The sequence below is a fragment of the Acinetobacter sp. 243_ASPC genome (assembly GCF_001054715.1).
Taxonomy (GTDB): domain Bacteria; phylum Pseudomonadota; class Gammaproteobacteria; order Pseudomonadales; family Moraxellaceae; genus Acinetobacter; species Acinetobacter soli.
Genome location: NZ_JVOR01000040.1, coordinates 54,162 through 80,771, shown reverse-complemented (window position 1 = coordinate 80,771; position 26,610 = coordinate 54,162). Strand labels below are relative to the sequence as shown.

At 41.6% G+C, this 26,610-nt stretch carries 25 protein-coding genes; 19 read left to right on the top strand and 6 right to left on the bottom strand.

Annotation, left to right across the window (positions count from 1 at the left end; all coding sequences use genetic code 11):
• Positions 1 to 143: 143 nt before the first annotated feature.
• Both ADA42_RS04310 and ADA42_RS04305 read left to right on the top strand, forming a co-directional pair.
• Positions 144 to 1,304, top strand: coding sequence for an OmpP1/FadL family transporter (locus ADA42_RS04310; RefSeq protein WP_048763768.1), 1,161 nt, complete (start codon positions 144 to 146; stop codon positions 1,302 to 1,304).
• 30 nt (positions 1,305 to 1,334) lie between these two features.
• The gene (locus ADA42_RS04305) at positions 1,335 to 2,054 is read left to right on the top strand and encodes an alpha/beta fold hydrolase (protein ID WP_048763767.1); all 720 of its coding nucleotides are present in this window, start codon (positions 1,335 to 1,337) and stop codon (positions 2,052 to 2,054) included.
• Between the two features lie 31 nt (positions 2,055 to 2,085).
• On the opposite strand, the gene ADA42_RS04300 is transcribed toward ADA42_RS04305, so the two are convergent.
• Both ADA42_RS04300 and salA read right to left on the bottom strand, forming a co-directional pair.
• The gene (locus ADA42_RS04300; protein WP_048763765.1) at positions 2,086 to 2,976 is read right to left on the bottom strand and encodes a LysR family transcriptional regulator; all 891 of its coding nucleotides are present in this window, start codon (positions 2,974 to 2,976) and stop codon (positions 2,086 to 2,088) included.
• A gap of 124 nt (positions 2,977 to 3,100) precedes the next feature.
• Positions 3,101 to 4,372, bottom strand: a complete 1,272-nt coding sequence (gene salA / locus ADA42_RS04295) for a salicylate 1-monooxygenase (RefSeq protein WP_171249913.1) — start codon at positions 4,370 to 4,372, stop codon at positions 3,101 to 3,103.
• 330 nt (positions 4,373 to 4,702) lie between these two features.
• Here salA and ADA42_RS04290 point away from each other — a divergent pair, with 330 nt between their 5' ends.
• The 11 genes from ADA42_RS04290 (at position 4,703) to ADA42_RS04240 (ending at position 17,768) form a co-directional block, all read left to right on the top strand.
• Positions 4,703 to 6,358, top strand: coding sequence for a phosphoethanolamine transferase (locus tag ADA42_RS04290; protein WP_048763760.1), 1,656 nt, complete (start codon positions 4,703 to 4,705; stop codon positions 6,356 to 6,358).
• A 1-nt stretch (position 6,359) separates the two neighbouring features.
• Positions 6,360 to 7,040: a response regulator transcription factor gene (locus ADA42_RS04285; RefSeq protein ID WP_025094897.1), complete on the top strand. Its 681-nt coding sequence runs from the start codon at positions 6,360 to 6,362 to the stop codon at positions 7,038 to 7,040.
• Positions 7,041 to 7,110: 70 nt separating this feature from the next.
• Positions 7,111 to 8,433: a sensor histidine kinase gene (locus ADA42_RS04280; RefSeq protein WP_048763779.1), complete on the top strand. Its 1,323-nt coding sequence runs from the start codon at positions 7,111 to 7,113 to the stop codon at positions 8,431 to 8,433.
• 122 nt (positions 8,434 to 8,555) lie between these two features.
• Entirely contained in the window at positions 8,556 to 9,116 is a 561-nt protein-coding gene (locus ADA42_RS04275) for a hypothetical protein (protein WP_004936896.1), read from the top strand.
• Positions 9,106 to 10,455, top strand: a complete 1,350-nt coding sequence (locus ADA42_RS04270) for a dihydroorotase (protein WP_048763758.1) — start codon at positions 9,106 to 9,108, stop codon at positions 10,453 to 10,455. The genes ADA42_RS04275 and ADA42_RS04270 overlap by 11 nt, the downstream gene beginning before the upstream one ends.
• A 169-nt stretch (positions 10,456 to 10,624) precedes the next feature.
• Complete coding sequence (locus ADA42_RS04265; protein WP_025094894.1) at positions 10,625 to 11,503, top strand: homocysteine S-methyltransferase family protein; 879 nt, start codon at positions 10,625 to 10,627, stop codon at positions 11,501 to 11,503.
• A gap of 5 nt (positions 11,504 to 11,508) precedes the next feature.
• Entirely contained in the window at positions 11,509 to 12,846 is a 1,338-nt protein-coding gene (locus tag ADA42_RS04260) for a basic amino acid/polyamine antiporter (protein ID WP_004936887.1), read from the top strand.
• A gap of 236 nt (positions 12,847 to 13,082) precedes the next feature.
• Entirely contained in the window at positions 13,083 to 13,388 is a 306-nt protein-coding gene (locus tag ADA42_RS04255) for a hypothetical protein (protein WP_048763756.1), read from the top strand.
• 257 nt (positions 13,389 to 13,645) lie between these two features.
• On the top strand, positions 13,646 to 15,022 hold the full coding sequence (locus ADA42_RS04250; RefSeq protein ID WP_025094891.1) for an ABC1 kinase family protein: 1,377 nt from the start codon (positions 13,646 to 13,648) through the stop codon (positions 15,020 to 15,022).
• 226 nt (positions 15,023 to 15,248) lie between these two features.
• Positions 15,249 to 16,532, top strand: coding sequence for an acyl-CoA dehydrogenase family protein (locus ADA42_RS04245; protein ID WP_171076836.1), 1,284 nt, complete (start codon positions 15,249 to 15,251; stop codon positions 16,530 to 16,532).
• A 30-nt stretch (positions 16,533 to 16,562) separates the two neighbouring features.
• Positions 16,563 to 17,768 (top strand): acyl-CoA dehydrogenase family protein, encoded by a 1,206-nt coding sequence (locus ADA42_RS04240; RefSeq protein ID WP_025094889.1) that lies wholly within the window; start codon positions 16,563 to 16,565, stop codon positions 17,766 to 17,768.
• A gap of 47 nt (positions 17,769 to 17,815) precedes the next feature.
• On the opposite strand, the gene ADA42_RS04235 is transcribed toward ADA42_RS04240, so the two are convergent.
• Entirely contained in the window at positions 17,816 to 19,039 is a 1,224-nt protein-coding gene (locus ADA42_RS04235) for an alkane 1-monooxygenase (protein ID WP_048763754.1), read from the bottom strand.
• Between the two features lie 194 nt (positions 19,040 to 19,233).
• Here ADA42_RS04235 and ADA42_RS04230 point away from each other — a divergent pair, with 194 nt between their 5' ends.
• The gene (locus ADA42_RS04230; protein ID WP_048763752.1) at positions 19,234 to 20,169 is read left to right on the top strand and encodes an AraC family transcriptional regulator; all 936 of its coding nucleotides are present in this window, start codon (positions 19,234 to 19,236) and stop codon (positions 20,167 to 20,169) included.
• A 36-nt stretch (positions 20,170 to 20,205) separates the two neighbouring features.
• Here the strand turns inward: ADA42_RS04230 and ADA42_RS04225 are convergent, their stop codons facing one another.
• From ADA42_RS04225 to ADA42_RS04215, 3 genes are all read right to left on the bottom strand, one after another.
• Positions 20,206 to 22,074: a SurA N-terminal domain-containing protein gene (locus ADA42_RS04225; protein WP_048763751.1), complete on the bottom strand. Its 1,869-nt coding sequence runs from the start codon at positions 22,072 to 22,074 to the stop codon at positions 20,206 to 20,208.
• Positions 22,075 to 22,209: 135 nt separating this feature from the next.
• Entirely contained in the window at positions 22,210 to 22,482 is a 273-nt protein-coding gene (locus ADA42_RS04220) for an HU family DNA-binding protein (protein WP_004936869.1), read from the bottom strand.
• 166 nt (positions 22,483 to 22,648) lie between these two features.
• A complete protein-coding gene (locus tag ADA42_RS04215; protein WP_048763749.1) occupies positions 22,649 to 23,107 on the bottom strand; it encodes a phasin family protein in 459 nt (152 codons plus the stop codon).
• A gap of 176 nt (positions 23,108 to 23,283) precedes the next feature.
• Between ADA42_RS04215 and ADA42_RS04210 the strand changes: the two genes are divergently transcribed.
• From ADA42_RS04210 to iscA, 5 genes are all read left to right on the top strand, one after another.
• Positions 23,284 to 23,937: a hypothetical protein gene (locus ADA42_RS04210; protein WP_025094884.1), complete on the top strand. Its 654-nt coding sequence runs from the start codon at positions 23,284 to 23,286 to the stop codon at positions 23,935 to 23,937.
• A gap of 109 nt (positions 23,938 to 24,046) precedes the next feature.
• A complete protein-coding gene (locus ADA42_RS04205; RefSeq protein WP_004946658.1) occupies positions 24,047 to 24,520 on the top strand; it encodes an Rrf2 family transcriptional regulator in 474 nt (157 codons plus the stop codon).
• 1 nt (position 24,521) lies between these two features.
• Entirely contained in the window at positions 24,522 to 25,739 is a 1,218-nt protein-coding gene (locus ADA42_RS04200; protein WP_048763747.1) for an IscS subfamily cysteine desulfurase, read from the top strand.
• Positions 25,740 to 25,809: 70 nt separating this feature from the next.
• The gene (gene iscU / locus ADA42_RS04195; RefSeq protein WP_004936858.1) at positions 25,810 to 26,196 is read left to right on the top strand and encodes a Fe-S cluster assembly scaffold IscU; all 387 of its coding nucleotides are present in this window, start codon (positions 25,810 to 25,812) and stop codon (positions 26,194 to 26,196) included.
• 22 nt (positions 26,197 to 26,218) lie between these two features.
• Positions 26,219 to 26,539: an iron-sulfur cluster assembly protein IscA gene (gene iscA, locus ADA42_RS04190; RefSeq protein WP_004936854.1), complete on the top strand. Its 321-nt coding sequence runs from the start codon at positions 26,219 to 26,221 to the stop codon at positions 26,537 to 26,539.
• Positions 26,540 to 26,610: the final 71 nt, after the last annotated feature.

The following is a 26,610-nucleotide window of genomic DNA, read 5'->3' as shown; positions in this document are numbered from 1 at the left end:
ATTATTATATCAATAATGTATAAATATATACTCTCATATGACTAAAAATATAAAACCAATCATTTAAAATTTAAAATACTCTAAATAATTTTAGATAAATAAAAGTCAAATGGTTTGACTTATCCAATACAAGGATTTTGAGTATGTTTCCTCATAAATTATCTCTGGTTCTGATCGGCTGTATGCCGTTATCAAGCTATGCATTTAATGGCGTTTATAATACTGGATCTGGACAGGTTTCAAGCGGTATGGGCGGTGTAAGTCTTGCTCAAGGTATGGATCGAACCTCGATTCATGATAATCCTGCCAATCTGTCTTTTCAAAACAGTGGTGCAGATGCCCAACTTTCGTTATTAAATATCCGTTCTAAAGCAACCTTACTGAATCAACCAGAAGGCTTTTATTCCACTAAAGTCATTCCGATTCCAAGTCTGGCTTTGGTGCAGCATTATAATGACCGCTTAAGTTGGGGTTTAAGTCTCACGGGTGCAGGTGCTTCAGTAGACTATGATGAGCCTGCAATCCATGGGTTTCCAGCCGATAAAGCCAAAGATAATCTGGCGATTATAAAGGCAAGCCCAACGGTATCGTACAAGGTTTTACCGAATCTCAGTTTGGGTGCGAGTTTAGATTTAGGCATTCAGCAATTTAGGGCAAAAGGTGTACTTGCAGGAGTCGATGGACAAGGCACGCCTATTTTTCTAGAAAGCCATGGTAATCAATGGGCCTATGGGATTGGTGCAAGTGTAGGTACGACTTGGGAATTTCAACCCAATTGGTGGCTTGGCGCGAGCTATAGCACTGAAATGAAATTTTCGAAGCTCGATGACTATAAAAATGATTTATTGGCACGCAGTGAAGGCAGAATTAATTTGCCAGAACGTTATGGAATCGGAATTAAACACAAACTAAATCAAAAGCTTACTCTAGCAGCCGATATCGTACGTTTTAATTGGCAAGATGCTGATGGATTAGGGAAAAAAGGTTCTTTTAACTGGCAAAATCAAACGATTTATCGAGCTGGCGTGGATTATCAACTCATACCTCATGATCATTTGCGTTTTGGCTATAGCCATGCAGACTCAGTCGTAGATACTCAAGACACATTAGTGAATTTTTATGCCAATGCCGTCGCCAATCAAGCATGGACTATTGGCTATGGCCGTGATCTTGGTTTTGCAACCCTCAATCTTAGCTATGAATATGCGGTGAACAAAACCTTAAACGGTACTGGAAACAGTACAGGCACCAATTTAAGTAATCAAAATCATGTGATTACCCTCGGAATTTCAAAAGACTTTTAAACGCGATCAACACATCAAAGGACGATCAAAATGACAACATATGTACTTGTTCATGGCTCATGGCACGATGGCTCTCTCTGGGAACCTGTAGCCACTCATTTACGTACTCAAGGCCATACCGTGCACTGTCCGACTGTGGCAGGCCATGGCCCAAATGCCGACCGGAATGTGACTCACGCGCAGTGCAGTCAATCGATTGCGGATTATATCGTAAAGCATGATCTTAGCAAAATTGTACTGCTTGGGCACAGCTATGGTGGCACCATTATCTCAAAAGTCGCCGAGGTCATTCCCGAGCGCATCCAAAGGCTGATTTACTGGAATGCTTTTGTTTTACAAGACGGCGAAAATATGTTTGATAACATGCCGGAAGCCTACTACGAGCTGTTTACGAGTTTGGCCGCAGCATCGGGTGATAATACCGTTTTACTGCCTTATGAAGTATGGCGTCATGCTTTCATCAATGATGCAGATGATCAAATGGCCGAGGAAACTTACAAGATGCTTACGCCTGAGCCTTGTCAGCCCTTTCATGATCGACTGGATCTAAAAAAATTCTATGCGCTGAATATCCCCAAAAGCTACCTGAACTGCACCGAAGATCAGGCTTTACCTGCTGGCTTTTGGCACCCTAAAATGTCGAGCCGACTCGGAGAATTCAAGTTAGTTGAAATGGGTGGAAGCCATGAAGCAATGTTTACCCGCCCTCAGGAATTGGCGACTAAAATTATTGAAGCCAGTCATGATTAATTGTTTAGACTGCCGGGCTTAGCCCGCGGTCTTACAAAACTGAAATAACCTTTTTACAGGTTTGAATCAACCATGTCCGAGCAAGGGGCTCATTGGTTTGGGCAAACCAATGTAAGCCCACATAAAATTCAGACATTTGAAACGGCAACTCCAAAACACGGACATGGGATTGATTTAAATATTGCTGTGCAGCACGACTGGGCAGCGTTACCATCAAATCTGTTTTATCCAGCACACCTTGTAAAACTCCAAAATGGGGTACTTTCAAAGCAATTTTACGCTGATGCCCCATTAATTTTAATACATGATCGACCTGAGTATGCCCGGTAGATGACTTTATCGCCACATGAGATTCATTTAAATACGCATCAAAACTGAGCGTACTTCCTATTCGCGGATGATTCATATTAACCAGTGCAACATATCGCTCTAAAAAAAGAGTCTCATATTCAAGATGCTTAAACTCCAAATGTGTACTATTAAAAATAGCCACATCAATAAATCCTTCGATTAACCATTTTTCGACTTGATCAATTTTAATCTCTTCTACTTCTATTTTTATTTTTGGGGCATGTGCTCTTAAGTATTCGATTAATGTCGGTAACAAGCAAATTTCACCAATATCTGATAAACCAATTCGAAAGATTTTATTTGAAGTGAGTGGATTAAAATTTAATGCCTCATCGACTGCTATTTCAATTTTTAAAATCGACTCTTTAAATACAGGATATAATTCATGCGATAATTTAGTTGCTTCCACACCATATTGCGTGCGTTCAAATAAAGGATTATTTAAATGCTTACGTAATCGATTTAAATTATAGGTAACAGAAGGTTGACTCAGATTTAAAATCTCAGCGGCTTTACTGATATTTTTATTTTCATAAACACAAATAAAAATACGGATCAGACTTAAGTCCACGTTTTAAGATCTTCCATGATTTTAATTTAATCCTATCATAAACACTTTTATTCAACTTTTTCAAAATAGAATTGTGCTAAAGGCACAAGTCGTTCAAAATACTCTTGTGCCAAATTGTTAGTGTTTAAATCGTTGCAACAGGCGACAGCGCTGCTCGGGCCGCTAACATGTCTTGTGTTAAATCATGCTGCCATAACCAGTCAAAACGTTTTTGCAAATGTGCACCCACTGCTTCAAAGCTTGGATACAGCGCTGAGTTAAGTTCATATATTTGCCCAGACTCACGCGAAGTACGCTGAACCTTACAGGCACGTTCTTTTCGGATCTGTTCATATATTGCAGAAAATCGCGGTAAATCTTCAACAGTCAGCTCAGTGTGCTCAAACAACACTTTTAGCGTGAGTGCATCTTCAAGCCCTTGTCCTGCTCCGGCACCCTGATGTGGAAGCATGGCGTGCGCAGCATCTCCCATTAATACGACACGGCCAGACTGACTTTGATAAGTCGGCAATTCGGCCAGTTCGTGCAGTGCCCACAAGGTCGGATGCTCAATCAAACCGAGTAAAATTCGGCAGCTTTCGCTCCAGTCCTGAAAATCGTCCAACATTTCCTGTTTGTCTACCGCACGTGTCCATGGGGTATGTTCTGCAAGCGTAAGCTGCTCAGCGTTTGTCTTAAACGCCACAATGTTAATGTCTTCACCTTGACGAATCGGAAAGGTCAAAATGTGCTTGTTTTTGCCTAAAAACATTTGTGGTACGTCGGCAATTTCTACATCTAGGCCGGCTGCCACAATGGCCTGTCTAAATTCTGTCGCTTTGATGATACCGCGGTAAGCCCACGTGCCAGTAAAATTAGGACGTACCGGAGCAAACTGATGGGTTTGCAGCACATAATCACGCGTGGCGGAGTGTATACCATCTGCACCGATGACATAATCGGCTTCGGCGCGTGTCCCATCTTCAAAACTCAATTCAATATGCGTATCGTACTCCTGAATCGATTTGAGTTTTTTATTAAACTTACATTGGTGCTGTGGAATATTTCCTAAAATAGCATCTAAGAAATCGGCACGATGCACCGAAGACTGACCAACCTGAGGAGAAATTGAACTCGACAAATAATCATCGTTATAGCCATTTCGCCATTGAAACCATACATCCTGAAATGGCGCAGATACTTGATCTGCAATCGCGGTATATTGCGAAGCCAAACCAAGTAGCTCAATGGCACGAACCGCATTCGCGCCAAATGAAATTCCGGCACCAATTTCAGAAAATTGAGGTGCTGCTTCATATAAGCAAACATCTAAATGCGGCTGTTTAAATAAGTTGGCTGCAAGCGCGACTCCCGCAATACCACCACCCACCAATGCAACACGAACTTTTTTCATCACACAATTCCTTTGAGTGTTGTTTTATCTAGTTTCATCTTGCGTTAGCGCACAAAACTTATCCAATTAAAAGATCTCAATGACAGACATCAATATTTTAAATAATCTTTAAAAAACAAAAATCTAAAAACAAATGATCATTAAAAAATTTTCAAATATCTTTTTTACAAGACAAAAGATCGATCAAAATGGCCATTTTCTTATATTAAGCACTTGAAAATATGTAACTTCTAACAATGAGAAGATCGTGAATTCATTCTAAATCTAATTTTTTCTTAATTTTTGAGTTTTCTAATATACCTAGAATCTCAATGAACATTTAAAGACCAAAATATGTTTGCCGCTTTAACACCAAACAAACAATGGCGTGTCTCGATACACACCTTTAATGCTATTCTGGCTTGCTGGTTGGCCAGTTTTACCAATGGCAGTTTTTATCATAAAGTTTTGCAGCTCAGTGCATTTGACGGTTTGATGCAAGTACTGTTTATGAGTGCCACATTTTTACTGATTGCTGGCGTAAATTTTATCTTTTTACAATTGATCAGTTGGCGAGCATCTGCCAAAACTGTCGCTGTGATCATGATTGTATTAACGGGGTTAACCTCTTACTTTGTCAATCAACTCGGTGTAAATGTCAATACCGCGCAGATTGAAAATGTCATGCAAACCGATACGCGTGAAGCTTTGGATTTGCTCTCTATACCCCTGTTGTTATGGGTACTTAAAATCATTGTGGTACCTTTAATTGGTCTTTTATTTATTCAAATCAAGCCAGCCAATAACCTTAAGCATTTGTTGATTGGAAAATTCGGCAGCTTGGCTGTAGCACTTTTTATCATAGGTGCTGGGCTTTTTTCTTTTTATAGCCAATATGCGCCGATCTTTCGCGAAAATAGAGAGCTTAAAGCACAGATTTCACCGCTAAATGTGATCTCGAGTAGCTGGAGTTATTCCCGCCGGCAATATAAAAAACGCGATCTGCCTTTGGTCAAATACGGTGAAGATGCACACATCGTAAATACTGTGGGTGCACATGCACCTAAAATTATGGTGCTGGTGGTGGGTGAAACAGCGCGTGCAGAAAACTTTAGCCTAAATGGTTATCACAAACCGACCAATCCAGAGCTAAGTAAACTTGATCTGGTAAATTTTACTCAAGCCTCCTCTTGTGGTACGCAAACCTCAGTTTCAGTGCCGTGTATGTTTTCAGGCATGAAGCGTAGCGCGTATGACGAAGCATTGGCAGGTCATCGTGAAGGCCTGTTAGATATTGTGCAGCGCGCAGGCTATGAAGTGACATGGATTGACAACAACTCGGGCTGCAAAGGCGCATGTGATCGTATACAACATTATATTTCGCCTAAAGATGATCCACGTTACAAAAATGAGTGTAAAGACGGCGAATGTTATGACGGAATTTTAATCGATGCCTTAAAGGATTATCTTAAAGCGCTTGACTTAAAACAGCTCAAAAAAGATCAATTGATTGTATTGCATCAACTAGGGAGCCATGGGCCAGCTTATTACAAACGCTACCCTGCTGCTTTTAAAAAATTTACGCCGACCTGTGACACCAACAATATTCAAAACTGCTCACGCGAAAGCTTGATCAATAGCTACGACAACACCATTTTGTATACCGATCACGTACTGAGTACATTGATTCATACCCTCGATGCTTTACCGGTCTCGACAGGTCTGATGTATTTATCGGATCACGGTGAATCGACTGGTGAAAATGGATTATATCTCCACGGTACGCCTTATTTTATGGCGCCGAAAGAACAAACGCACATTCCTATGTTATTCTGGTTTTCAACGACATGGCCACAGCAACAAACAATCAAGCAGTGCTTAAACGGACAAAAAAATAATCCGGTCAGTCAAGATAATTTGTTTCCAACCGTGTTGGGCTTGTTGCATATTCGAACACAGGTATTGGATTCAAGCTTGGATTTGACCGCTCAATGCAGAGGTAAACTGTAGCGTGATCAGAATTTTATATATTGAAGACGATGTCATGATCGGTAAAACGACCTTCAAGCTGCTTCAACATGAGAAGTTTGAAGTCGATTGGGCCAAAAATGGCATCGAGGCACTCGATTTTTTATTTCGCCAGACTTATCACTTGGTTTTACTCGATTTGGGCTTGCCGGAACTTGACGGCTTAGACGTACTCAAGCACATTCGTAAAAAAATGGAGCTAAACAAGCTGGCAGTGATTATTATCAGTGCCCGCGATCAGAGTAAAGAAAAGATTCAGGGTTTGAAGCTCGGCGCAGATGATTATATCGTCAAGCCTTACGATTTTGATGAGTTAGTGGCACGGATTGAATCCGTTTTGCGACGCGGTAATTATTCCTCTTTAAGTGAAATCAGTTTTAAAGTGGGTCAGATTCAGCTTTTTCCAAATACACATCGACTGCTCAAAGAAGGCCAGCCCATTAATGTTTCAAATAAAGAGTGGGCCATTTTAGAACCGATGATGATGTATCCCAATCAGATTTTTTCTAAAAATATGCTCGAAGAAAAACTCTACGATTGCGATGATGAAGTCAACAGCAATACCATTGAGGTCCATATTCATAATTTAAGACAAAAGCTAGGGAAAGATTTTATCCGAAATGTGCGAGGCTTAGGCTATTGTGTTGAAAGCACAGACAAATGACCACCGAGGCCTGAAATTCAGGTTCAGTCAGCTTCGATCCTTTTATCGCGAAAAACCACTCAGCCAACGTATGACGTGGAGCATTTCGCTTTTCAGTATTTTTTTGCTTTTTTTTATCGGAATTGCGGCGTATCGAATTGCATTAGAAGAATCTCAGGAGGTAATCGATCGCCAAATGCAGGAAATGGCGGAATTTCTCGATAAAAACGACTTGTCATTACGCTTATCTACTTATGATCCTAAAGCTGAGTATGATGAAACCGATGTCTTTATCGACATTATTAAAGATACCGAACTTGCAAAACTAAGCCAACAATACGACTATATTTTACCATACTCCTCTACCCCATATTTCACAAGAAAAAAAACCATCCGCGGCGAACTTAAAATTTATGTGTATCCTGCCAAAGACAAGCAAATTCAGATTAGTCAGTTAATCAAAGTTCGGCGACATCTGGCCAAAGAATTGGCATTTAACATGCTGATTCCGTATATCTTTTTTATGCCATTTGGTATTTATGGGGTATATCGTTTGATTCGTCATCACCTTAAAACGCTCACCAAACTTCGTAGTACCTTTTCAGAGCGCAATTACACCGATCTGTCAGAGGTCAAAATTGATCATTTGCCTATGGAAATCCGCCCAGCCATAGATGAACTCAACTATTTGTTTAAGCGCATTGATGAGGCAAAAAATCAGCAGCAAGTGTTTATTGCCAATGCTGCTCATGAACTTCGAACGCCACTGACTGCTTTAAAGCTACAAACCTCACTTTTACTTAAAACACCACAGGATCATCCGTTTTATCAAGAAAATCTGAATGATCTATCTCTGAGTCTGAAACGCATGTCACATCTGGTCGATCAGCTCATGAGTTTGGCACATCAGGAAATTCAGCAAGATGAGCCACTACAGTCACTCAATTTGGTCAATGCACTTCGCTTAAGTGTCGGTCAGTTATTGGCCAATGCGCGTAAAAAACAAATCGAAATTCAAGTCAGTATTGAGCCCGCTCTCGAGCAAGTGATGATTTTGGCGCGCCCCAATACCTTGCAAAGTATATTTATCAACCTCATCGATAATGCCATTAAATACAGCCCACCCAAAAATCAGGTCTGTATTTTAGTTTCATACGATCATGAAATGATCTGTGTCGATATCCACGACAATGGCCCAGGGATTTCAGAGCATCAATACAATCATGTGTTGCAACGTTTTGTTCGTTTAGAAAAAACTCAGCATAATGCAATAGGAAGTGGTTTAGGGCTTTCGATTGTCAATACCGCATTGCAGTCACTCGATGCATCTATGCAGTTTAAAACGTCTAATCTTTTAAATGGGTTATGCGTGCAATTACAATTCAAGCCCATTCCTGAATCAAAGGACGAATAAACAACATTTTAGGCCAAAATTTAAGGATTGAATGACTTGATTGAATTTATTGTTATGTTATAACATAACAATAATACAGATCACTGTAACTCCTATCCATTCACTGCTTAATAATATTGACTATGATTCGTAAAAACCCATCAGGCCATTTGCCGCAAATTCATCAATCTGCCTACATTGATCAGACTGCCATCATTTGTGGCAAAGTCATCATTCACGCCAATGTGTTTGTTGGGCCTTACGCTGTCATTCGTGCAGATGAAACCGATGAAAATGGTGATATGGAACCGATCGTGATTGGTGCAAATTCGAATATTCAAGATGGTGTGGTTATTCATTCAAAAGCCGGTGCAGCCGTTCAAATTGGTGAAAACTCATCAATTGCGCACCGATCGATTATTCATGGGCCATGCGTCATCGGTGCGCGTGTTTTTGTCGGCTTTAACAGTGTGCTATTTAATTGCAAAATCGGTAATAACAGTGCCATTCGTCACAATGCCGTTGTCGATGGACGTGATTTACCGTCTAACTTTTATGTTCCTGCCATGAGTTATATCAACGCCAAAACCGACTTGGCGGCGTATCCCCCAATTGATGTCTCGATTACCGAATTTTCAGAAAGCGTAGTGACCACCAACATTGAATTGGTTCAAGGATATAAGGCATTATCCAATGAGTTTTAATGCCTTACCCGACCTGATTATTCGTAACGCACATCTGGTCAATGAAGGTCATAGCCAATTTTGTGATGTTTTGATTCAGCAAGGCCGTATTTCCAAAATACAGTCCTCGATTACAGGCGTACATCGCGCAAAAGAGATCGAGGCCAATGGCGCTTGGCTACTGCCCGGCATGATTGACGATCAGGTTCACTTTCGTGATCCGGGTGCGCCACATAAAGGCACTATTGCCTCTGAGTCGGCAGCAGCAACTGTAGGTGGCATTACCAGCTTCATGGACATGCCCAATACCAAGCCCGCTACGCTAAACTTAGATGCCTTGAATGCCAAAAAAGCAATTGCAGCCCGCTCGAGTCATGGCAATTATGCATTTCATTTTGGTGTGAGTGCAGACAACCTGTCGATCATTGAGCAGCTCGATCCAAAGCTGGTCAGTGGCGTGAAAGTCTTTATGGGTTCTTCTACTGGCAATATGCTGGTAGATGATCCCAAAGCGCTTGAGTTTTTATTTGCTCATGTTCCCACTATTTTACTCACGCACTGTGAATCTAGCCCCATTGTTACTGCCAATGAGGCGCTGTATCGGGCGCAATATGGTGAGAATGTTCCTGCGCATCTCCACCCACTGATTCGCGATGAAGCTTGCTGCTATGCAAGCTCAAAAATGGCAGTCGAGCTGGCAAAAAAATATCAGACGCAATTGCATGTACTGCACCTGACCACAGCCAAAGAGTTATCACTTTTTGAAAATAAACCGCTTCATGAAAAGCACATAACAGCTGAAGTATGTATTCATCATTTACATTTTGATGCCCAAGATTACGACCAGCTCGGTCATCTGATCAAGTGTAACCCGTCAATCAAAACAAAAACTGATCGAGATGCCTTGATTAAAGCTGTTTCATCAAGTGATTTGTTAGATATTATTGGTACAGATCATGCTCCGCATACTTGGGATGAAAAACAAAACAGTTACTTTAATGCACCAGCAGGTTTACCCCTTGTTCAGCATGCTCTGCCTGCGTTGCTTGAGCTGGTTGCGGCAGACCAATTACGTATCGAAGATATGGTCAGCAAAACCTCACACCGCGTGGCCGATTTATTTAAAATTAAAGAGCGCGGCTATATTCGAGAAGGTTATTGGGCCGATCTGGTTTTAGTCGAAAAAAATCCATGGTCCGTTGCCGATCAGCCGATTTACATGCACTGTGGCTGGACCCCTTTTCAGCATAAAAGTTTTCAGTATCGCGTCGCCACCACCATCGTGTCGGGGCAAATCGCATGGCATAATCAGCAGTTGTATCTCAATTGCCGAGGTCATGCACTTGAAATTGATCGATAAATCTGGGGCATCTTTCATTAAGAGGATTGAACCAAATTAATCTTTCTTTATCTAAAATATTCATATAAATTGCTTATTTTTTTATAAGTACACCCCCAGTTGTCAATTTTTTACACAGGTGGCGGTGCTTATATCCTCTATAATCAACTTTTTTTGTATTCGAGATCTTATGAAAATTTTAGATGGCGGATTTGGGCGCGAGCTGGCTCGTCGTGGTGCACCTTTTAGACAACCTGAATGGTCAGCTTTGGCACTTACCGAAGCACCTGATATTGTGAAGCAGGTTCATCTAGATTTTATTCGTGCAGGCGCTGAAGTCATTACCACCAACAACTATGCAGTTGTACCTTTTCATATTGGTCAAGACCGTTTTGATCAAGAGGTCACTGATTTAGTCAAGGTTGCCACTACTCAGGCCAAACGTGCAGTTGAAGAAAGTGGCGCTGCGGTGCAGATTGCGGGCTGTCTTCCTCCACTTTTTGGTTCTTACCGCGCCGATTTATTTCAGGCAGATGAAGCAGCCACTTTGGCACGCCCTATTATTGAAGCATTGTCGCCTGACGTTGACTTATGGCTTGCAGAAACTCAGTCGTGTTTGGCAGAAGTTCGTACTGTTCGTGAGCTTTTACCCCAAGACGGTCGTGAATTCTGGGTTTCCTTTACCCTCCAAGATGATCAGGCGCTTCCTGCTGCACAGCTACGTTCTGGCGAAAGCATCGCAGAAACTGCCGAACTGATTAAATCACTAAATGTCAGTGCCGTACTGTTCAACTGCTGTCAGCCAGAAGTCATTCTTCAAGCGATTCAAGAAATTCGTGAACTCATTCCAAACACCATTAAAATTGGTGCCTATGCGAATGCATTTCCGCCACAAAACAGTGAAGCCACAGCCAATGATGGTCTAGATGAAATCAGAAAAGATTTAGATCCAGACGCGTATTTACAATTTGCCAAACAATGGCAAGATGCTGGCGCCAGTATGATTGGGGGATGCTGTGGTATTGGTCCTGAACATATTCAGAAACTCTCTCAATTTTTTCAAGACTAAGCCGCATGTCCACTTCTAAAATTGGTTTACTCTCCCTCACCGCCTTGGTGTTTAGTTCCATGGTCGGTTCAGGCGTATTTAGTCTGCCACAAAATATGGCTGCTGTTGCCAATGGTTCTGCTTTACTGTTTGCATGGCTGATCACTGGCGTCGGTATTATTTTTCTGGCGATATCCTTGCTACATTTAACCCGTCAACGTCCAGATCTGGACGGCGGGATTTACAACTATGCACGCGAAGGCTTTGGCGATTTGATCGGCTTTTGTTCTGCCTGGGGTTACTGGCTCTGTACCACTGTCGGGATTGTTGGCTATGTGGTCATTGCTTTTTCTGCGGTGGGTATGTTTACCGATACGCCTGAACATACCTACTTTGGTGAAGGCAATACCCTATATGCGCTTATTGGCTCATCCATTTTTGTCTGGCTTGTGCACTGGCTCGTGAGTCGAGGCATTAAAGAAGCGGCTTTGGTCAATTTGCTGGCAACAATTGCCAAGATTGTGCCACTTGTCGTATTCATTTTGTTTTCGTTTGTGGCGTTCAAGCTTGAACTATTCAAATTAAATTTTCTCGATACATCCTTACAAATGCCAGTATGGCAACAAGTGCGTGATGTCATGCTGATTACGCTCTGGGTATTTACAGGTATCGAGGGCGCCGTTGTCCTTTCGTCGCGCGCCAAACGTAGAAACGATATCGGTAAAGCAACTCTACTGGGTGTGTTATTGGCACTAGGCTTTTATGTCATGGTGACGGTATTGTCATATGGTATCAATACACGTGCAGAGATTGCAGGCATGCATAATCCCTCTATGGCCAGTATCCTTGCGCAATTGATTGGTTTGCCGGGTACCATTGTCATTACATTGGGACTGATTATTTCAGTTTCTTCGTCCTACTTAAGCTGGACCTTATTTGCAACCGAAATTCCATTTTTGGCTGCAAAAAATGGCGCCTTTCCAAAAAGTTTTTTAAAAACCAATACCAATAATGTACCGATTACATCATTGTGGCTGACCTCGATTGTGGTACAGCTTTCATTGATTGCAGTATGTTTTTTCAATAAAAACTACACCCAGCTTTTACTGATCTCATCGGTCATGATCCTGTTGCCTTACTTTTTGGTTTCTGCTTTTTATCTGAAAGAATCTGCACGCCACAAACGTGGCAAACATATTTTTATTGCCGGTATCGCAACCTTATATGCGGTGTGGCTGTTATATGCTGCAGGTCTGTCTTTGTTATTGTTGTCTGGTATTTTGTACCTGCTCGGGCTCGTGATTTATTTTTATAGCCGCTATTCGGTCAAACGCGGTAATACAGAAAAACTACTCAACGATTAAAATAATTCACGATTTCAGCCATACAGTGATGTAGCTTAAACCTGACCATGTTCATGGTTTAATCTTCATCACTGTATTTTTTTATAATTTACTCATTATAGTCTGTTCATTTACTTGTAGACTTCCATCAACAGCGGACCAACACGCTTCGCAAAGATTTCACATTGAGTTGATTAAACTCATCTGAGCGAATAATGTGATAAGTTTTGATTGATCCATCTAGAGGTACATCCGATATGAGTTATAAGCATAATAATCTTATGGCAATGCGTGAAAAGTACTGGAGTGACAACGCTTCACATCATGTGCAAAATGAAAAAACGTTCTTTTGTGAAACCTTGCAAGAACACAAAATTTTTGATCAGCCTTCACTCGACGATGCGCGATACTTCTTTTTTACACTCCCTAGTATTGTGATTGTAAAAGGATACGCCTTGGGTTTTACTCACGATTTGGTCAAGAGCATGATTGCCAAGCATATTGAAGCCAACAAGGTTCAACTCAAACAGCGTCACCAGATCAAGATTCAGTATGCGATGTAGTCAAGCTGGATACTGAATAACAATACTTGGTGAAAAAGTTGAATGAATTCAGATAAATCGACTGCTGTTCATCACAATTCAGTTTTATTCACTTACAAAATTGCCTTAAAATACGATACCCTCAATTTCAGCGTCTGATTGCAGTAATACTTTTCATCTTTTAAACAGCCTATGACTGTTTTAATACGATTAGAGCCTGTAGTATTCGTTACAATTGTCTTCATTACTTTTCTGCGTGTTTCAGCAAAGGATTTTATATGTCAAATCAGAACGATAAGCTTAAGAATTTAAAAACTTCTTCGATGGATCGACGCTTATCGATCGCAAAAGCCTCGTTCCTCGCAGGCACGCGCTGGGCCACTGCAAGTGCAAGCTCAATGTTTTCAAGTGAAGCAGAAAAGGAAAAGAAAAGAAAAAAAGCCATGACTGAACAAGCCAATTATTTGGTTTCTGAAATTGGCAAGCTGAAAGGCTCTATCGTCAAAATCGGCCAGATGATGGCACTGTACGGCGAGCATTTTCTACCTGAGGAAATTACTCAGGCACTCAATACCCTCAATAACCAGACCGTCGCATTGGCTTGGCCTGCAATCAAATCGCATTTACAAACACAACTGGGCAGTAAGCTAGATGATCTTATCATTGATCATGAACCTATCGGTACCGCTTCATTGGCACAGGTTCACCGCGCAACACGTAAATCTGACGGTCTAGAACTGGTATTAAAAATTCAGTATCCAGGTGTGGCCGAAGCCATTGATTCGGATATGAGCCTGTTTAAAAACATGCTGAAACTCACCCGCATGGTGCCGCAAACACGTGAGTTTGATCAGTGGTTTGAAGAAGTCAGAGAAATGATGCACCGTGAGGTGAGTTACGATATTGAAGCTGCAACTACGCGTCGCTTTGCAGAGCGCTTAAAAAGCGATCCCCGTTATGTTGTTCCTCAAATTGTCGATCGCTACTGTACCAGCAAAATCTTATGCATGACCTATGAACGTGGCGTCCCAATTAATAGCCCCGTGATGTTGTCTTTGCCACAAGAACGCCGTAATCAACTGGGTGAAGCTTCTCTTGAAATTGCTGTCCGCGAGATTTTTGAATGGGGAGAAATGCAGACCGATCCAAACTTCGGCAACTATTTGGTACGTTTGGGCAACGGCGATGACATCAACGATAAAATTGTTTTACTCGATTTTGGTGCGATCCGCCAATTCGATGATCATCTGCTCAACGTTGCACGTAATTTGATTCAGGCTGGCTATCATCACAGCAGTGAAGAAATGGTTGCAGCCATGACAGGTTACGGTTTCTTTGACTCAATCCCGCAAAGCATCAAGCCAGATATGGCCAAGGTTTTCTTGCTGGCAACTGAAGCTTTTAGTTCACCACAAAATAACCCAGACATGCCAGAAGGTCTGATGGATCAGGATAACCGCTATGACTGGAAAAAAAGCCAGCTACATAGCCGTGTGATGCAACAAGCCAGCAAATCGATGGCCTCGCGTTATTTTTCTGTACCGCCAAAAGAATTTATGTTTATCAGCCGCAAATTCATTGGTGCATATACCTTTATGACCGTGATTGAAGCCAAAACCAATGTTCGCCGTATGATTCAAAAATTTGTTCAATGATTCAATTGACTAGGATGACATTTGTCATCCTAGTCAATTCCGTTAAAAGCTCATTTTTAAAAATCGATTAAATTCCATAATATTCATATACTTATAAATATAAAAAATTGTCTTTTACCGTTAATCTAAATTCTTTCACCTGTCATCCATGACATAGTCTTTACCTGGGCAGCATGTCAGCATAGTTCGTATTCCCTTCAGGGCAACGGAGTTTGCAATGTCAAATATGGTGAGTAAGGCGCAAGGTTTAGGACTATCATTGATTACCAAACTTGCAGGAAGTGACGTACTTGATCAACTCAAACTTAGAAAGTTTGTAGAGCGATCACTTTATCAAGGTTCAAAAACAGGCTTTAAGGCGCTTTCAAAAGCGCAGAAAACGTTTAAATCCAACTCAATTGATCGACAGCGCCTGCCTCGGCAAAACAAAGATTTATTTGATTTGAGTTTGACCGAAGAACAAACCATGACGCGCGAAGCCATGCGCAAATTTGCACAGGAAGTGCTCTATATACATGCACATCAAGCTGATCATGACGGACAATTCCCCGAAACTATTTGGCAATATCTAGATGAACTTGGCCTGAATTATTACGCCCTTCCCGAAGCTGCAGGAGGTGTAGCCAGTGAGCAAAATATTGTGAGTAATATTTTAATTGCAGAAGATCTGGCGCAAGGTGATTTTAGTCTAGCCGCAGGGATTTTAAGCAGCTTTAGTGCCATCAATGCGATCACTCGCTGGGGATCACAAAGCATTCAATCACGTTATTTATCCGCTTTTGCTGAAGATAGTCAGTTAAAAGCCACTTTTGCAACTCAAGAGAATACTGCCGCATTTAATCCGTTCCAGCTTAAAACGACAGCCAAGCGTGAAGGTGACCATTTTTACTTGGATGGACAAAAAACACTGGTGCTTTTAGGTGAGCATGCCGATCTTTACCTCGTCAGTGCCATGCTTGAGGGCCAGCCCGATGTATTTGTAGTTGAGCGAAGTGACACCATTGCCATAAAGTCATCGCCGGCGATGGGTTTAAAAGCGACTGAAACGGTAACACTTGAGTTTCAGCAGACCCCTGCCCAGCGCTTAGGTGACGATGATTTTGACTACAGTGCATTTGTCGATTTGGGTAACTTGATGTGGTGTGCCATGGCAGTTGGCACTTGCGAGGCGGTCAAACGCTATTGTATTGACTATGCCAATGATCGGATCGCCTTTGGCGAACCTATCTCGCATCGTCAAAGTGTGGCATTTATGGTGGCCGATATGGCGATAGAGATTGATGCAATGCGGATGCTGGTTTGGAATGCGGCCAGTCTTGCAGAAGCTGGTCAATCCTTTCATCGTGAAGCGTACTTGGCTCGTTTATTGTGTGCCGAAAAATCCATGCGGATCGGCACAGATGGCGTGCAAATTCTGGGCGGTCATGGCTTTACCAAAGAACATCCTGTCGAACGCTGGTATCGAGATTTGCGCGCAACTGCGATTGTTCACTCGGGCTTACATGCATAAACACACGACAAGCAGAAGAAAGGATATGCCATGAACTTACAAACTCCCAAAAAATTTAAAATGATGGTCAGTCAGGCGCATGATGTCGCAGTCAATGTTTTACGCCCCATTTCACGTAAATATGACAAAGCTGAGCACGCCTATCCTAAAGAACTCGATATGATTGCCTCACTGATTGACGGCATGAATGAAGGTGGTGACGGAATCAATGCAGGCGCAGCGGGTGCGAGCAAACGCGGCGATGAAAATCGAGAAGGCATTCGAAACGGCACCAATATGTCAACCGCACTCGGTATTATAGAAATGTGCTATGGCGATACCGGATTACTGCTCAGTATGCCGCGTCAAGGACTTGGTAACTCTGCAATTGCAGCAGTAGCGAATGACGAACAACTGAAACGCTTTAAAGGCATCTGGGCTGCAATGGCCATTACCGAACCCAATTGTGGCTCTGACTCCGCTGCCATTCGAACCACCGCAGTAAAAGACGGTGATCACTACATTTTAAATGGTGAGAAAATATATGTAACATCGGGTGCTCGTGCTGATGCCGTGGTGGTTTGGGCAACACTGGATCGAAAGCTGGGTCGAGCTGCAATTAAGTCGTTTGTGGTGCCTAAAGGTACGCCGGGCATGACCATTGAACGTCTGGAGCATAAACTTGGAATTAAGGCCTCAGATACCGCTGCAATTAGTTTTGTCGATTGTCGAATTGGTGCCGAAAACTTGCTTGGCAATGCCGAGATCGATGTTGCCAAAGGCTTTGCAGGAGTTATGGAAACTTTTGATAACACCCGCCCACTGGTTGCTGCTATGGCCATAGGATGTGCCAAGGCATCACTTGAGCGCATTAAAATACTGTTAAAAGATCATCTCGATTCGCATTACAGCACCCCCTATTTACAGACTTCTCATTTGGCGGCGCAGGTCTATCGAATGGAAGCTGAATGGGAAGCGGCCCGTTTATTGACCCTTAAAGCGACATGGATGGCTGACAATAAACAACCCAACTCGAAAGAGGCCTCAATCGCAAAAGCCAAAGCTGCACGGATTTGTAATGAAATCACCCTAAAATGCGTCGAACTCGCGGCAGGTTTGGGTTATAACGAAGATGAACTACTCGAAAAATGGGCGCGTGACTCAAAAATTCTGGATATTTTTGAAGGAACTCAACAAATTCAGTTACTCATTATTGCACGGCGAGAACTCGGTAAATCGTCCAGCGAGCTCAAGTAATCCAATTTTTTTAAGTTTAAAAAAAGCCTCATAAGAGGCTTTTTTATTTATTTAGATGATTGCGTTGGATCGGTTAGACCAAATTTTGCAAACAATTTGGCACGGCGTTTAGGATATATATTGGCTTTAGATAAATCGCCTTTATAATGCGCCAGCACACGCTGATCCATCATCTTAAACCAAAGTGGTGGAATCATGGCTGGCAATAACATGCTGGCATATCCGCTTGGTAACTCAGGTGCTTCATCGAAATGGCGTAACGCCTGAAATGGTCGTGTTGGATAAGCATGATGATCAGAATGACGCTGTAACTGGTACAAAAATAAATTGGTCACAATATTATTATTGTTCCAGCTATGTTCAGGCATGGTTCGTTCGTATTGACCATTCTCTTTTTTCTGCCGTAATAGACCGTAATGCTCAATATAGTTAATAATTTCAAATAAACTAATGCCATAAAATGCCTGAGTCACCAAATAAGGCAGTGTCCCCTTACCAAATATACCCAGCATACTGCTGTGAAAAGCAGCACTCATACCCCAGCCTTGCAACAGTTCATTCTCCTTCGACCAGAACTTTTTGCCTTTACGTTTTAGACGCGTTGTTTCAATTTCGATCGCAGATTTAAGTGAACCAAATACGGTGCGTGGCCAAAATTCATAAAAGGTTTCTCCCATTTGCGATGACGCGGGATCTTCTGGGGTTGCCGCACGTTTATGGTGCCCGTAAGGATGTTCGATCCGAAAATGGTTATAGCCAGTCGGAACCAAAGCCAGATGTGATAAAAGATGATCAATGCGATCCTGTTTATGACTTAATTCGTGTGCTGTATTCACGGCAATGCCATTAATCGCCCCCATTGAAATGCCGAGTAAGATTTTATCTAAAAACGATGTTTGTTTACGGCTCGTTAGATAGCAAGCATATACGTTGGCGATATATTGCAAAGGAATGAATGTTTTGACTAACCGAGCATAATAGGGATCATTTTCGAGTTGTTTGATCTCTTCCACACTCGGATTACTGGCATCTTTGCCAATCAGCGTATCAATCGTCGGAATAATTACGTGCAGAAGTAATGGACCGCCCAATGCAAAGATCTTTTTGATCGGACGAGGAGAAAATTGATAGCCTGCCAAAATTCCGATACCCAAAACTGGAAGCGCAGGACTGATCATCCATAAATAGCGTTTGCGATCAATCTCACGCATCGACTTAGTTGCCTGAATGGCGTCTTCTAAAGACGGGTCCACTTTCACTGGTGCGTTCATTGTGCATCCTTTCTTTTTCTTGCCTTGTGTTAAAGCTATGATTATGTATTCTGCGCCGTTAAAACAGTCGTAGGCGTCCAAAAAACCTATTTAAACGTCTTTGGCATTTTCATCCATTTCAATGACCTAAAATCACATGTAGATGAGAAAATCACGTAATATAATCAAGACATAAAAAGAATCTGAAACGCGGTATGGATGCACTGAGTAAAATCTTTGATGATATTCATTTAAATAAGTCTGAATATTTATACCTTAAAACTCAAGGTGAATGGGCTTTTCATTGCGGTGCACAAGATGCATTGGTGACTCATATCATCTTGATGGGAAGTGCAATATTTTACATCACCGATGGCACGCAGGTCGAAGCACAGGCAGGCGATATTGTGCTGATTCCCTCTGGAAAAGCACATCACGTCTCGAATGACAGGCAGAGTAAGCTGATTGACAGCATGAGTATTGATCATCTATTCAATGGTCATCTCAATGACGCGATTGAATTCGGCTCTGGATCAAATGAACACGCCCTGATCTTTACTGTGCGTAGTCATATTGATATGCATATGGCTGGGCCACTACTCGATGCTTTACCTGCATTTCTTCATATTCATCATGCCATGAGTTCGACTGGGCCTGAATGGCTACGCGTCGGGTTGTATTTTGTGGCACTCGAGACGCAGCGGATTCAACCGGGTCGAGATAAAATTTTTGATCATTTGATGAGTATTCTTTTTATTGAATGTGTTCGCGATTATATTGCACAGCTTGACGATCAAGAAAGCTGGCTTACTGCACTGAAACATCCAGAATTGTCTAGCGCTCTAGCGGCAATTCATGCATATCCCGAACAGCCTTGGACGGTCGAAACACTAGCAGATCAATGCTGTATGTCGCGTTCAAAATTTGCCAGTTTGTTTCAGAGTGTGCTACGCGAAACGCCACTGGCTTATTTACAGCAACATCGTTTACGGCTCGCGGTCCAACTACTCAGAACCAGCAACTTCAATATTCAGCAAATTGCCCATAAGGTGGGTTATGCTTCTGAAACTGCATTTAGTCAAGCCTTTAAGCGACAGTTTGAACAAACACCCAAACAGTATCGACAAAGTATTAATGTAAATGTCGAATAAAAAAAGCGCCATTTCGGCGCTTTTTTTGATTGAAACTTATTTTATTTTTGCATGAGACTTCAGATATTGGGTGTAATCATCCAATTCCTGTTGTCCGCGGAAACGTTGATAAAGCTTATTCAACTCTTGAAGCTGCTCTGGATTCAATGCATCAACTGCTTTTGAATTGACATCAGATACGGCAACCACAACCATTTCGTCGGGTAGCTTAGTCGCAGCTACAGACCACATACCAGCTTTTGGTGCGCTTAGGCTAAATGCTGTACGTTCAATTTCGCGTTTTAGGCCTTGAGAGCGAGCAAATACTCCTGCATTTTCAAAACGTAAACCACTTTTTGCAACCACTTGTGCCGCAGGTTGTGTTTTAAAGTCATTCAGAATCGTTTGAATTTTTGCTTGAGCAGCTTTAAAGGCCTTATCTTCGATGAGTTTAGCACGCACTTGGGCAGTTGCAGCGGCTAAAGGTTTTACACCTGCTGCATGATAATTGCGGACTTTCACCCAAATCGTATCACCATTGGCCAACTGAATGTTGGTCGATGCATTACGATCACCGTTCTTTACATCATCACTAAAGAGTTTTGCCTTGACACCGGCTTGACTTAATAATGGGTGTTGCGTTCCAACTGTGACACCGTTGAGTGCTTCAACTTTGCTGCCTTTTACTTCTTGAGCAACTGAATCTAATGCATCGCTACTCACCACCATTTCATTTAAACGATTGATGGAGTCTGAGTATGCATTTGCCGCCTTAGACTTTTGTAACTCAGCAGTTAATCTGGCTTTTTCTGCCTCAAACGAAGGCACATTTTGCTGAGCAGTTTCAACCTGAATAATATGATAACCATATTGCGTTTTCACAGGTTTTGAAATCTGACCATTTTTCAATGACTGGACTGCCTGATCGAAATCTGCCGAGAAGACACCCGGTTGGTAAGCATCGACTAAACCACCATTAGCTTTTGAGCTGGTGTCATCTGAATACTGCTGCGCGGCCTGAGCAAATGAAGTTCCAGCCTGAATCTTGGCATAAACATCATTGGCCAGTTTCAATGCTTGTGCATCAGTTCGGTTATCCAAAGTAATCAAGATGTGCTTTACATTTCGTTTAGCATCTTTCTTTTGATTTTCTACAAAAGTGCTATAAGCCTGTTGCAATTCTGCTTCAGTAACCGCCGCCGGTGCAGTCGTTATCTGTGATGGTGAAACCACAATATAGTCGACATCTACACTTGCAATCTGTTTGAAGCTGTTTTTATGTGCATTGTAATAGTCAGCAATTTCTTGATTGGTTACACTGATATTCTTCTTATATTCATCAAGTTTAATGCTAGCCAAATGCAACGTACGCTGCTCTGTTTGTAAGACAGCAACTTGCTGGAGATCATGTTTACTCACCAGTGCTGTATCGACGACGCTTGACGTCAGCATTTTCAAAGCATGATCTTGACGAAGACTTGCGATCAATGCCTGACTGGTCATGCCAACCGAGCGCAAGTAATTGCTATATAAGGTTTCAGAAAATTTACCATTTTCTTGGAAACTTGGTTGCTGAGCCAGCATTTGTTCAATTTGTGCATCGCTCAAAGAAATGCCTAATTTTTCTGCTTGCTGTAACAATAGACTACGAGCAATAAGGGTATTGAGCGCATTTTCTTGAATATACGATTGATTTAATAAGGTTTCATCACCTTTCACTAGCGACAAATACTGTTCTTTATAGGTTTTGGTTAAATTTTCCAAATCCTTTTTGGAGATATCTTGACCATTTACCGTTTTAGCAACATCTGCTTTGTTTCCCCCGCCAAAATAGCCTTCAATTCCCACGAGCGCCAAAGGGGTCAAAAACAAAATCAGCAGGACTTTTCCAAGCCAACCCTTAATGACTTTACGAAACGATTCCATAAATATTCCAATATTTTATTTCGGAGGGATTTTAACTGAAAAACGCTATTGAATGAATGTATGAAACACTCAGAGGCGCATCTTTTTTTAATAAAAAACGCGCCTTAAGATGGCGCGTTTAATTTTATTAAAAGATTAAGCAACAGAATCTTTTAAACCTTTACCAGCTTTAAAGCTTGGTACTTTGGTCGCTTTAATTTGAAGCTCTTCACCAGTTTTTGGGTTACGGCCCGTACGCGCAGCACGATCTTTCACGCTAAATGTACCAAAACCTACTAAAGTGACAGAATCACCTTTTTTAAGCGCTTCTGTTACAGAAGCAATAGTCGCATCCAATGCCTTACCAGCATCAGTTTTAGACAATCCCCCTTTCTCCGCAATCGCATCAATTAATTCTGATTTATTCATGAAGGTAACGTCCTCTTAATTCGTTTATTTGAGATCCAAGGCTGAAGTTTAAAAAGGCCATGACGCCTTTATAGCAATGCTTTAGGGGGAAACGCAATACTACCTAAGCTGTTTTAGTTAAAATAACGACGAATTTATGAAGAAATTTGCCAAAATCAGTTTTTTCTCACTTTTCATTTAATTTCGCTTGCAACTTTTGATTTTCTTGTATCAACAAATCAACTTTTGCCGTAAGTTGTACTAACATTTGCTCCAGATGCTGAACGTCTTTTGTAGTCACAAGACCAATCCGATTCAGCGAATGATGGACACTATGGTCAATCATCTTTTCAACTTTGTCCTTTGTATCGACGACAGATTCTTTGGCTTTTTCAGTTACCCGATGTACAGTTTGATCGGCAACATCTTGGGTTTTTGACTCAAGCTCTTCTCCAACTTTGACCAATGAGTCAAAAAGCTTGTTCCCTTCTTCCTCTGCACGTGAGAAAGCCCCTAAACCAGCCAACCAGATCTGCTTGGTATATTTTCTAAAATCCAAAGCCGATTTTCGAGAAGCTTTTATTTTTTCACATTTTTTTTCTGATTCATTGTCTAGATCATCAGCATTGACTGATTTTTTTTCCATTCGTCGTTACTCCTGATTACTTTCGCATCACTTTGTCGGATTTGTATTAAAAATACTTCTATAATAACAAGCCAGCACTTGATCGTTTATTAAAAGTGTTCTACAAAGCAAACTAAATTGATTTTTATATCGAGCTGTATTACTCAACACATGCGTTATCTAAGGATTCACTTTTTATGAGCGAAGCGCAACAAAGAAAAGAACAAAGTTATTTGTTGCTCAATATTATTTTGATCATCCTTGAAACTGTCTTCACTTTTATCTTAAAGAACGACGGTGTCATTGCTTTGCAAGCAAAAAAGTTTGTTCAGAACAAAGTGACCATCCGCATCAACAGTTATCTTCCTTATTTCGACTGTTATGTACAGTTTTGTGAAAAAGGCATTTTGTTCGATTATAAAGCGCCAGAGCACCCGGTAGATCTTACCGTCAATACGACTTTAATGGATTTATTTAAAGTGTTGTCTGTGGGTAATCGCTATAGCATCAAAAAAATGCGTATTGAAGGCGACGAACAGCTTAAAGAACAATTTAAAGATATCATTCTTCACTTTAGTGTACCTAAGCTTTTTGCAGACTGGAAACAATGGTTAAACCAACCGGCTTCTCCAGATGATATTTTAGGTTCAAAAAAGCGAATCGCTCCCCTCTTGGACAAGATTGATCAGCAACGCACCCATATCAATACGCTAACTGTCGAAGTAAAACAATATAAAAACCGTTTACGTCGTTTGGAGCGTCGTCAGCGCATCATCAATGTCGGCTTTGGTATTACGACAATCGTTTTGGTTTTGTTATTGGTGTATACTACGTGGCTGAATTACAACTAATAGAAAAATCTGATTATCTAAAGCGATTTAAATGACAGTGAAAAAACTTGACTAATTTAGTCAGGATTCATAAAATTCCATTATCTAGTCTCAACATGTGTACCGAATCATGCGTCTTACAACTCGCGGTCGCTACGCAGTGACTGCTTTACTTGATTTAGCCTTGCAGCCAACTGAACAAACGATCACGCTAGCAGAAATTGCAGCTCGCCAATCCATTTCAGTGGCCTATCTCGAACAACTCTTTGCAAAACTTAAGCGTCATGGCTTGGTTTCGAGTGTTCGCGGAGCAAATGGTGGTTACCACTTGGCACGCAACTCTGCCGAAATCACGGTTTTAGAAATCATTGAAGCAGTTAATGAAACTGTCGATGCCACGCGTTGTGACCATAAAGGCAACTGCCAAAACGGTGCAATGTGCTTAACACATGACTTATGGCAAGAACTTTCTCACCACATTGCCGATTACTTAGCAAAAATCACACTGGCTGACTTGATCGCACGCGACAACGTTCAAACCGTTGCACTACGTCAAAATTCAGTTCATTTCGATTCACCGCTTCTTTCGGTTACAGGTATTTGACATGAAACGTCCGATTTATCTTGATTATGCAGCCACCACTCCCGTTCTTCCAGAAGTAGCGGAACGTATGATGGAATGTCTTACTTTTGAAGGCACATTCGGTAATGCTGCATCGCGTTCACATGCATATGGCTGGCAAGCTGAAGAAAAAGTTGAATATGCACGTGAACAAGTTGCCAATTTAATTAAAGCAGATCCACGCGAAATCGTTTGGACTTCTGGTGCAACAGAATCTGACAACCTTGCGCTTAAGGGTATCGCACAATTCTACGGTTCGAAAGGTAAGCACATTATTACCAGCAAAATCGAACACAAAGCTGTGCTTGATCCATGCCGCGAACTAGAAGAAGAAGGTTTTGAGATCACCTATCTAGAGCCAGAGCCACGTACAGGTTTGATTACACCTGAAATGGTGAAGGCTGCGCTTCGTCCAGACACCATTCTTGTTTCACTTATGTTGGTCAACAACGAATTGGGTACGGTAACTGACGTTGCTGCAATTGGCGAACTTACACGTGCTAATAAAACATTCCTTCATGTCGATGCTGCCCAAGCAGCAGGTAAAGTCGAAATCGATCTTACGACCATGAAAATTGACTTGATGAGCTTCTCTGCGCATAAGGCTTATGGCCCTAAAGGTATTGGTGCACTTTATGTTCGTCGTACCCCACGCGTTCGTTTAAAAGCACAAATGCACGGTGGTGGTCACGAGCGTGGTATGCGTTCGGGTACTTTGGCAACTCATCAAATTGTTGGCATGGGTGAAGCTTTTGAACTTGCAGGAAAAAGCATTCAAACAGAACAAGCGCGTTTACGTGTTTTACGTGACAAATTATGGAATGGCTTGCAAGGTCTAGAGCAAGTTTTCTTAAATGGTCATCCGACACAAAACGTTGCAAACTTCCTTAACGTAAGTTTTAACTTTGTGGAAGGTGAATCCTTGATGATGGCATTAAAAGATGCTGCTGTATCAAGTGGTTCAGCATGTACATCTGCTACCCTTGAGCCATCGTATGTATTACGTGCTCTTGGTTTGTCGGATGAACTTGCACACAGCTCAATTCGTTTTAGCTTCGGTAAATACACCACAGAAGCGGATATTGATCACGTGCTAGAAGTAACCAAAGCCGCTGTTGAGAAACTTCGTGAACTTTCTCCGCTTTGGGATATGTACAAGGAAGGTATCGACCTTTCTACGGTTGAATGGGCTGAACACTAATTTTAATTGAAATCGGTGTTTTAACCCTCATATTTAATATTAGGCTGACCCCGAGGTTTGGAGAAGCAACATGGCTTATAGCGAAAAAGTAATTGATCATTACGAAAACCCACGTAACGTTGGCGTTTTAGACAAAAATGCTGAAAATGTAGGCACTGGCATGGTGGGTGCCCCTGCATGTGGCGACGTAATGCGCTTACAGATCCAAGTAAATAATGAAGGCGTTATCGAAGAAGCACGCTTTAAAACTTATGGCTGTGGTTCTGCGATTGCCTCAAGCTCTTTGGTAACAGAGTGGCTAAAAGGTAAGACGCTTGATCAAGCACAAGCGATTAAAAATATCGATATTGCAACCGAGCTTGCATTACCTCCTGTAAAAGTACACTGTTCAGTACTTGCAGAAGATGCAATCAAAGCCGCAATTGTCGATTATCGCAACAAGCAATCAAAAGCTTAATTAGCACTACAACGGAGTTTTCATGATTCACTTAACTGAAAATGCAGCAACTCATGTGCGCAACTATTTGCTTAACCGTGGTAAAGGCGAAGGCATACGGGTGGGTGTGAAAACTTCTGGCTGTTCCGGTTTGGCTTACGTGCTTGAGTTTGTCGATGATGTTAATCAGCACGATGAAATCTTTGAACAGCATGGTGTAAAAGTGTTTGTAGATCCAAAAAGTCTAGTTTATCTCGAAGGTTTGGAGATGGACTACGTCAAAAATGGATTGAATGAAGGCTTTGAATTTAATAATCCAAATAAAAAAGGTGAATGTGGTTGCGGTGAATCCTTTACCGTTTAATCCTTAACCTTCCCTTCTTCTTAATTAAAAACAGTGATCTTCACTGTTTTTAATTTATGATTAACTTCGGA